This is a genomic window from Kitasatospora sp. NPDC058965 (assembly GCF_042741245.1).
In the GTDB taxonomy this organism is placed as follows: Bacteria; Actinomycetota; Actinomycetes; order Streptomycetales; family Streptomycetaceae; genus Kitasatospora.
Window position 1 is genome coordinate 1 of record NZ_JBHYKG010000090.1, and the last position, 8,557, is coordinate 8,557.

General features: G+C 77.1%; 7 protein-coding genes and 1 pseudogene. 2 read left to right on the forward strand and 6 right to left on the reverse strand.

What is annotated here, in order from left to right; translation table 11 throughout:
• The 3 genes from ACFW1A_RS17235 to ACFW1A_RS17245 form a co-directional block, all read right to left on the reverse strand.
• The coding region (locus ACFW1A_RS17235; protein ID WP_380409863.1) for a hypothetical protein at positions 1-525 on the reverse strand (525 nt) is incomplete at its 3' end.
• The gene (locus tag ACFW1A_RS17240) at positions 522-1,058 is read right to left on the reverse strand and encodes an XRE family transcriptional regulator (RefSeq protein WP_380409865.1); all 537 of its coding nucleotides are present in this window, start codon (positions 1,056-1,058) and stop codon (positions 522-524) included. The genes ACFW1A_RS17235 and ACFW1A_RS17240, both read right to left, overlap by 4 nt.
• 131 nt (positions 1,059-1,189) lie before the next feature.
• Positions 1,190-1,849 (reverse strand): HAD family hydrolase, encoded by a 660-nt coding sequence (locus tag ACFW1A_RS17245; RefSeq protein ID WP_380409867.1) that lies wholly within the window; start codon positions 1,847-1,849, stop codon positions 1,190-1,192.
• Positions 1,850-1,875: 26 nt separating this feature from the next.
• On the opposite strand from ACFW1A_RS17245, the gene ACFW1A_RS17250 reads away from it, so the two are divergent.
• The gene (locus ACFW1A_RS17250; RefSeq protein WP_380409869.1) at positions 1,876-2,319 is read left to right on the forward strand and encodes a group III truncated hemoglobin; all 444 of its coding nucleotides are present in this window, start codon (positions 1,876-1,878) and stop codon (positions 2,317-2,319) included.
• Positions 2,320-2,357: 38 nt separating this feature from the next.
• Here ACFW1A_RS17250 and ACFW1A_RS17255 read toward each other — a convergent pair whose 3' ends face one another.
• The 3 genes from ACFW1A_RS17255 to ACFW1A_RS17265 form a co-directional block, all read right to left on the reverse strand.
• Positions 2,358-5,564: an error-prone DNA polymerase gene (locus ACFW1A_RS17255; RefSeq protein ID WP_380409870.1), complete on the reverse strand. Its 3,207-nt coding sequence runs from the start codon at positions 5,562-5,564 to the stop codon at positions 2,358-2,360.
• 71 nt (positions 5,565-5,635) lie between these two features.
• A complete protein-coding gene (locus ACFW1A_RS17260) occupies positions 5,636-7,270 on the reverse strand; it encodes a DNA polymerase Y family protein (RefSeq protein WP_380409872.1) in 1,635 nt (544 codons plus the stop codon).
• A 1-nt stretch (position 7,271) separates the two neighbouring features.
• Positions 7,272-7,991 carry a hypothetical protein gene (locus tag ACFW1A_RS17265; RefSeq protein ID WP_380409874.1) on the reverse strand — a complete coding sequence of 240 codons (720 nt, stop codon included), beginning with the start codon at positions 7,989-7,991 and terminating at the stop codon, positions 7,272-7,274.
• Between the two features lie 190 nt (positions 7,992-8,181).
• Between ACFW1A_RS17265 and ACFW1A_RS17270 the strand changes: the two are divergent.
• A pseudogene (locus tag ACFW1A_RS17270) lies at positions 8,182-8,557 on the forward strand (class I SAM-dependent methyltransferase); the annotation flags it as partial.

Here is an 8,557-nt window from a genome sequence, read left to right on the forward strand (position 1 = left end):
GTCGCGCGCGGGTGCCCCGAACAGCCGGCCGAGCCGCTGGGCGGCCTCGCCGCCGCGGCCCGGCCGCCCGGCCCGCGGCGGGGCGGGCCGGCGGAGCAGCAGCAGTGAGGCGAACAGCTCGGCCTCCTGCTCCTGGAGGTCGTCGTAGACGTCGCGGGCCAGCACCCGGTGGACCAGTTCGGCGGACAGGTGCGGGGCGAGCGTGCCGAGCGCGGCCGAGCCCGCCGGGCCGGCCGTCTCCCGGTGCCCGCAGAGCAGGTGCCCGACCTCGTGCAGCACGATGTGCCGCTGGTGCAGCAGGGTGGTGCCGGTCGGGTAGCCGATGTACTCGGCCCGGTCGGTGCTGACCAGCACCCCGCAGCTGCCGAAGGAGCCGGCCGGCAGCGGCAGGAACTCGACCGGGCGGCCGAGCCGTTCGGCCAGCACCGCGCCCAGGGCCGGCAGGTCCTGCGGGTCCGGCAGGGCCAGCGAGTCGGCGAGCCGCCGGCAGCGCCGCCAGAGCCTGCGCCGCTGGGCGCCGGTCACCGCTCCCCTCGCGGCGCCGAGAGGGCCGACGCCGCGTCGGGCCCCGTCGGTGCGGCGGGTGCTGACGCCGGGTCGGCCCCGGGCGCGGTGCTGCCGCCCGCCGCCGCCCCGTCCGCCCGGGCCGGGGCCACCCCGCGCGGGGCCGCGCCCTGCTCCGCCTCGCGGCGCGCGATCGCCTCGATCAGGTCGGCGATCGTGGTCAGCCCCTGCGGGGAGAGGGTGGCGGCGCGCAGCGCCACGTTGCGCACCCCGGCGTCGCGCATCGCGCCGAGCAGCATCAGCTCCTCGCCGATCCGGGTGCCCGACTCGTCCTCGAAGAAGTAGGTGGTCGGCACCTGGAAGAAGCCGGCCAGCGCCTCCAGGTGGCGCTTGGTCGGGTTGTCCCGGCGCCCGGTGCGCAGTTGCCAGAGGTAGACCGCCGAGAAGCTCTCGCCGGTCGCCTCGCGGCAGGCCCGGGCGACCTCCTCGTTGCTGTACGGGTCGCGGTTGGGCTTGCGGATCGACTGGAAGAGCCGCTCGATCCGCTCGGCCACGGTCGGTGCCCCTGTTGCGCCCTCCGCCACTGCGCCCTCCCGACGTTCGCCCTGCCCCGGTCCGCTTCGCGGATCATCGTAGACGGGCCCGGGCGGGCGGGGACAGTCCGCGCACGTGCACGGGCCGCGCGCTACGCCGCCGACCCGGCGTGCGCCGCCAGCAGCCCCGGCAGTTCGCGCATGTCGGCGAAGAGCACCCGGCCCGGGCCGGCCAGCCGGGCGGCCGGGTTGACCCCGCCGGTGTAGCCGAGGGCGGGCATGCCGGCGGCGTTCGCCGCGGCCAGGCCGTGCGGGCTGTCCTCGACCACCACGCAGCGGGCCGGGTCGGCGCCGAGCGTGCGGGCCGCGTGCAGGAACAGGTCGGGGGCGGGCTTGCCGTGCGCCACGTCCTCGGCGCCGCTGAAGATCCGTCCGGCGAACCGGTCGTACAGTCCGGTCAGGCCCAGGCCGCGGCGCAGCCAGCGGTGGCTGCTGTTGGAGGCGACGCAGGCGGGCAGCTCGATCGCCGCCAGCGCCTCGGTGATCCCGGCCACGGGGGCGAGCCGCTCCTCCACCAGCTTGCTGTGCAGCGGCCGGTACTCCTCCCACCAGTCGGCGGGCAGCGCGCGGCCGAGCAACTGCTCCAGGGCCGCCGTCTTCGCCGCGTAGGAGAGGCCGACGAACCGCTCGACGATCTCCTGCTCGTCCATCGGCAGGCCGAACGCCGCCATCGCCACCTTGTCCACCTCGACGCCGAGCGGCTCGCTGTCGATCAGCACGCCGTCACAGTCGAAGATCACCAGTTCGATCATTCCTGCACCCTAGTACGGTGGTGGGGGTGGGCCGCAGTCAGGAGGAACGGATGCGCCAGGACATCGCCGGACGCGCGGACCTGGAGGAGTTGCTGCGCCGCTTCTACGCGGCCGCCTTCGCCGACCCGCTGATCGGGCCGCAGTTCGCCGGGATGGACCTGGCGGCCCACCTGCCGCACATCACCGACTTCTGGGCGTCCGCGCTGCTGCGCAGCGGCGAGTACCGGCGCAACCTGTTCGCCCCGCACGCCGCGCTGCCGCTCACCGCCGAGCACTACGGGCGCTGGGTGCAGCTCTGGGCCGCCGCCGTGGACGGGCGGCACCGGGGCCCGGTGGCCGAGCGGGCCAAGGCGCAGGCCCAGCGGATCGCCCGCGCGATGATCCGCCGCACCGTCGGCGGGGACCCGGGCACCGGGGGCGCGGGCGGCTTCGTCCCGGTCGCCGCGCTGCTGCTGCGCAGCGCGTCGTAGCGCCCGCGCCGCTGCGCGGCCCCCGGGGCGGACCGCCCTCAGGCCACCGCCACCCGCAGCGGGGAGATCCGGGTGGCGACCACGTTGACGGCGCCCTGGTTGCGCTCCAGCCGGCCGTGGATCAGCAGCCCGGCCCGGTCCAGGGCGGTGCGGCGGTGCGGCTCCCAGACCGGGCGGTTGCAGACCACGTTGATCAGGCCGGTCTCGTCCTCCAGGCTGAGGAAGAGCACGCCGCCGGCCGTCGGCGGGCGCTGGCGGTGCGTCACCAGGCCGCCCACGATCAGCTCCCGGCCGTGCGGCAACCCGGCCAACTGCTCGGCGGTGACCGCGCCGATGTGCCGCAGCGCCGGGCGGACGTGCTCCACCGGATGGCTGTCGGCCGAGGCGCCGGTCGCCCACAGGTCGGCGATGGTCTCCTCCACCGGTGTCATCGCGGGCAGGTCGGGCGCCCCGGCGCCCGGGGTGGTGCCCGGCAGCAGCTCGCCCGCCTGCCGCACGGCCAGCGCACCGGCCGCCCAGAGTGCCTGACGGCGGGTCAGGCCGAAGCAGCGGAACGCCCCGGCGGTGGCCAGCGCCTCCAGCACCGGGGCGGGCAGCGCGGTGCGGTGCGCGAAGTCCTCCAGGTCCCGGTACGGCTGACCGGCCGCCACCGCGGCCGCCTGCTCCGCGCCCAGCCCGCGCACCGTGCCGAGCCCGAGCCGGATCGCGGGGGAGTCCCGCGGCCCCTCCAGGGTCGGGCCCGCCGCACTGGTGTTGGCGTCCACCGGGTGCACCGCGACCCCGTGCCGGCGGGCGTCCGAGATCAGGCTGAGCGGGGAGTAGAAGCCCATCGGCTGGTTGGCCAGCAGCGCGCAGGTGAAGGCCGCCGGGTAGTGGTGCTTCAACCAGGCGCTGGCGTAGACGAGGTAGGCGAAGCTGATCGAATGGCTCTCCGGGAAGCCGTAGTTGGAGAAGGCCTCGATCTTGGTGAAGACGTCCTCGGCCACCTCGGGCGGGATGCCGCGCTCGGCCATCCCGTCCAGCAGCCGCTTGCGCAGCTCGGCCACCCGCTGGTGGGAGCGCTTGGCGCCCATCGCCTGGCGCAGCCGGTCCGCCTCGGCGCCGGTGAACCCGGCGCAGTCGATGGCCAGTTGCATCATCTGCTCCTGGAACAGCGGGACCCCGAGGGTCTTGTCCAGGGCCCGCCGCATCAACGGGTGCGGGCAGTCGGGGGGTTCCAGGCCGGCCCGGCGGCGCAGGTACGGGTGGACCGAGCCGCCCTGGATCGGCCCCGGCCGGATCAGCGCGACCTCCACCACCAGGTCGTAGAACTCGCGCGGCTTCAACCGGGGCAGGGTGGACATCTGGGCCCGCGACTCGACCTGGAAGACGCCCACCGTGTCGGCCCGGCAGAGCATGTCGTAGACCTCCCGGTCCTCCTTCGGGATGGTCGAGAGGTCCAGTCGGCGGCCGTGGTGCGCGGCGACCAGGTCGCAGGCGTCGTGCAGGGCGGAGAGCATGCCCAGGCCGAGCAGGTCGATCTTGACCAGCCCGGCGCCGGCGGTGGACTCCTTGTCCCACTGCAGCACCGAGCGGCCCGGCATCCGGGCCCACTCGGTGGGGCAGATCTGGCCGATCGGCTCCCGGGTCAGCACCATGCCGCCCGAGTGGATGCCCAGGTGGCGGGGCAGGCCGTGCAGTTGGCCGCCGAGTTCGAGCACGTCGGCCGGGATCACCGCGTCCTCGCCCGGCGGGCCGTGGAAGTCCACCTGCCGGGAGAAGGCGTTCACCTGCTCCATCGGGTACCCCAGGACCCGGGCCGCGTCGCGCAGCGCCAGCCGGGGACGGTAGGTGATCACGTTGGCCACCTGGGCCGCGTGCCCGCGCCCGTAGCGCCGGTAGACGTACTGGATCACCTCCTCGCGGCGGCGGTGCTCGATGTCCAGGTCGATGTCGGGCGGCCCGTCCCGCTCCATGCTCAGGAAGCGCTCGAAGAGCAGCCGGTAGCGGATCGGGTCCACCGCGGTGATGCCCAGCGCGTAGCAGACCGCGGAGTTGGCGGCCGAGCCGCGGCCCTGGCACCAGATGCCGGTGGTGCGGCAGAACTCCACCAGGTCGTGGACGATCAGGAAGTAGCCGGCCAGGTCCAGGCGTTCGACCACGTCCAGCTCCTTGGCCAACTGGGCGTAGGCCTCGGGGTGTTCGGCCCTGGTGCCGAACCGTCCGAGGGCGCCGCGCAGGGTGAGTTCGCGCAGCAGGCCGAACTCGGTCTCGCCCTCGGGCACCGGGAAGCCGGGCAACTGCGGGGCCAGGGCGGTGAAGGCGAAGGCGCAGTCGCGGCCGAGCGCGGCGGTGGCGGCCAGGACGCCGGGGAACCGGTCCAGTCGGCGGGCCATCTCGGCGCCCGAGCGCAGGTGCGCGGTGCCGGCCGCCCTGGTCCAGCCGGCCGCCTCCAGCACGGTGCGGCGGGCCTGCAGCGCGGCCAGCCCCTGGGCCAGCCGCCCCTCGCCCGGGGTGGCGTGGTGCACGTTGTTGGAGGCCACCACCGCGAGTCCGGCCCGGGCGGCCAGCGCGGCCAGCCGGTCGTTGCGCGGGTCGTCCCCGGGCAGCCGGTGGTCGATCAGCTCGACGAAGACGTTCTCCCGCCCGAACGCCTCGGCCAGCGCGTGCAGTTCACGCAGCGCCGCGTCCTCGCCGCCCTCCCGCAGGGCCCGCCGCACCCGGCCGCCGCGGCAGCCGGTGAGCACCGCCCACTCGCCGCCGTGCGCCCCGGCGAGCCGGTCGAAGGCGTACACCGGGCGGCCCTTGCCCTCGCCGGCCAGCTGCGCGGCGGCGATCTCGGCGGACAGCCGGCGGTAGCCGGTGGCCGAGCGCGCCAGCACCAGCAGGTGCTCGCCGGGCAGGCCGGCCGTCCCGCGCAGGCCGAGCTCGGCGCCGAAGACGGTGCGCAGCCCGGTGCCCTTGGCGGCCAGGCCGAGCCGGACCGCGCCGTACAGGCCGTCGTGGTCGGTCACCGCCAGGGTCTCCACCCCCAGCCGCAGGGCCTCGGCGACCAGGTCCTCCGGCTCGCTGGCGCCGTCCAGGAAGCTGAACGCGGAGTGCACGTGCAGCTCGGCCCAGGGGACGGCCGGGTCGGCGGCGGCCGGGCGCGGCGGGTGGGGGAGTGCGCGCGGCGGCTCGGGCGCGGCGGCGTCCCGGCCGGCCGGGGCGGTCATCCGGTGGCGGAGTTGGGGCCAGGAGAGGTGGTGCTGGCTGTCGAAGCCCATGGTGCGGGGGTCCTTGCTCGGTACGTGCGGGGGCCGCGGCGGGAGCCGGCGGTTCGTCGGGCGCGGGTCGGTCAGGCATAGGCGCCCTCCACCGCCCAGCTGCCGCCCTCCAGGACGAGCAGCAGCGCCCGACCGTCGGCGAGGGTGACCTGGAACCGGGCCCGGCGGCGGGCCAGGTCCGGGTCCCACCAGCGCTCGACGGCCGGCCAGGGGCCGGCCCAGGCGGTGACCACCGAGATCCGGCCGGCCAGCACCAGCTGGGTGGGCGCCGCCGAGACCTCGGCCCGGCCGGTCACCAGGACCGGCTGCCCGGCCGCGTCCAGCACCGTCACCGGCACCGGCACCGGCGGCACCCAGCCCGGGGCCGGGTGGCCGAGCCGGCCCGGCCAGGGCGCGTCCCGGTCGACGGCCGGCTCCGGCTCCTCGCCCCAGGGCACCCTGACCAGCACCTCGTCCGGCCCGCGCCCGCCGACCCGCTCGACCCGGACCAGCCCGCCGTACCCCAGCAGCGCCTGCACCCGGGCGGCCGCCCGCTCCACCCGGTCGGCGACCAGCGCCTGGCCCCACAGCGCCAACTGCCGGCCGTGGTCGGGGACCAGCTCGTCCGGGACCAGCCGCAGCGCGGTGAACCCTCCCGCCCCTGGCGCGAACTGCCCCGCGGTCTGCCAGGCCTGCAACTGCCAGCGCACCCGCTCGGCCAGCGCGGGCGCGGGCAGCCGGCCCTCGTGCTGCCAGAGCCGGGCCGCCGAGCTGCCGTCCGCGCAGCTCACCTCGATCGAGACCCGGCGGCAGGCCAGACCCGCGCCGGCCAGCTGCTCGTGCAGCTGCTCGGCCAGCGCCCGGCCGACGAAGACCAGCGGCTCGGCCAGCAGCTCCGGCGGGTCGAACAGCTGCTCCACCGCGAGCTCCGGACCCGGCGCGCGGGTGGCCGGCGGGCGGGCCTCCAGGCCGCGGGCCAGCCGGTGCGCGGCCTGCCCGGCGGTGCCGAACCGGTCGGCCACGGTGCCGGCGGGCAGCCGGGCGAAGTCGCCGAGGGTGGGCAGGCCGAGCCGGACCAGCAGGTCGGCCAGCGGCCGGTCGGCGGGCTGCTGCTCGGCCAGCACGGCGACGGGGTACGGGGCGAGGAACTCCGCCGCCCGCCCGGCCGGCACCAGCACGCCGGCCCGGGCGGCGAGCACGGCGGCGAAGACGCCGTCGGCGATGCCGATCCGGGGCAGCGCGGCGGCCGGGGCCGACGGGTCCCGGTCCTGCTCCCGGGCCGGCCCGCCCCAGTCGGCGGCCCGCACCGGGTCGCGCCCGGGGTCCAGGGCGGCCAGCGCCTCGTGCAGCAGCGCGGCCAGCTCCTGCTCGCCGCCGAAGTACCGGGCCGGGCCCTGGACCCGGATCGCGCACAGGCCGGGCCGCAGCACCTCCACCCGCGGGGTGAAGGACTCGACGGCGGCCGGCACCGGCTCGAACCGGCGGGTCTCCGCCTCCGGGTCCCGCTCGCGCAGCCGCAGCTCGGGGCAGAGCCGGTGGGCCAGCCGCAGCCGCTGGCCGCGCCGCACCCCGGCCCGCCGGGCGTCGTCGGAACAGGCCAGCACCCGGCCGTCCTCGACCACGGCCACCGGCACCCCGTGCTCCTCGGCACCGCCGGTGGCGGTGATCGGCCAGTCGGGGTACCAGACCACCAGGACGCGCGGCGCGTCGGTCTCGACCGCAGCCATGTCACACCGCCGTCAGCCGACCCCGCCCCACCGCGTCGCCCGACGGCTGCCCGCCGGACCCCACCCCGACCGCGGCGGGCGCGAGGGCGCCGCCCCGAGTACCGTCCACCCCGGCCTGCTCGGCCGGGGTCAGCGCACGGACCACGCCGTGCTCGTCGGGCAGCCAGAGCCACCCGGACCGCCCGCGCGCGGCGGCGCCCCGGCCCTCCACCAGGACCTCCGCCTGCCGGCCGGCCAGCAGCCCGTGCCCCGCCCCCAGGCCCACCCAGCGACTGCGCCGCACGCTCAGCCGCAGCTGCGCGCCCGGCCAGTCGCCGGCCACCAGCAGCACGCACCCGGTCCGCCGCAGCACCGCCCCGAGCCGGGCCGCCAGCTGCGGGGCCACCTCGGTGGGCGGGCGCAGCAGGACCACCTCGATGCCGCCGGCCAGCGCGGCCACCACCTCGGGCCACTGCGCGCCCGGCCGGTCCGCGAGCAGCAGCCGCCCGGGGTCGATCCCGTACCCGGTGGCGGCCAGCAGCCCCAGCTCCGGCAGCCCCACCGCGGCCACCCAGCCGTCCCCGGCCGGTCCGTCGCCCGCCGCCAGCGCCAGCAGCAGCCCGGCGTCCCCCAGGACCGAGACCGCCTGGCCGCGCTTGAGCCCGGGCACCAGGCCGCCCAGCACCGGTCCGCCCTCAACCGGCGCCGGTGCCGCCTGCGCGAGAAGTACGGGGGTGGCCACGAGTCCAAGGATCGAACATTCGTTCGCCAAGATTCAAGTCAGAATCGAACGTGCGGGCGAGTTTCTTTGATCACTTTGCGTGACTGTCGAACCGGCGCGCAGCTGGGGCGATGACGATGCGCAGTCGGGGCGGCCGGTGGTCCACGGGCGCGACCGGTGGCTGACCGGGCGTCAGTTGTACGGTCGGGCCATGGCGAACGAGTTCGAACACCCCCGGCTGGCGGCGATCTACGACCGGCTCGACCCGGACCGCGGCGACCTGCTCGCCTACCTGGAGCTCGCCGAGCGGCTCGGGGCCGGGCGGGTGCTGGACATCGGGTGCGGGACGGGGGTCTTCGCGCTCCTGCTGGCGGAGCGCGGCTGCGAGGTGGTGGGGGTCGACCCCGCCCGGGCGTCGGTCGAGGTGGCCCGGGGCAAGCCGGGGGCCGCCCGGGTGCGCTGGCTGGACGGCGACGCGACGGGGCTGCCGCCGCTGCGGGTCGACCTCGCCACCATGACGGCGAACGTCGCCCAGGAGATCGTCGACCCCGCCGGGTGGCGGAGCACCCTCGCGGGCGCGCGCCGGG

What these genes read in the sequence shown, in the direction of transcription:
- ACFW1A_RS17245 (WP_380409867.1), bottom strand. Translation starts at nt 1,849, where the DNA reads ATGATCGAACTGGTGATCTTCGACTGTGACGGCGTGCTGATCGACAGC.
- ACFW1A_RS17260 (WP_380409872.1), bottom strand. Translation starts at nt 7,270, where the DNA reads ATGGCTGCGGTCGAGACCGACGCGCCGCGCGTCCTGGTGGTCTGGTAC.
- ACFW1A_RS17255 (WP_380409870.1), bottom strand. Translation starts at nt 5,564, where the DNA reads ATGGGCTTCGACAGCCAGCACCACCTCTCCTGGCCCCAACTCCGCCAC.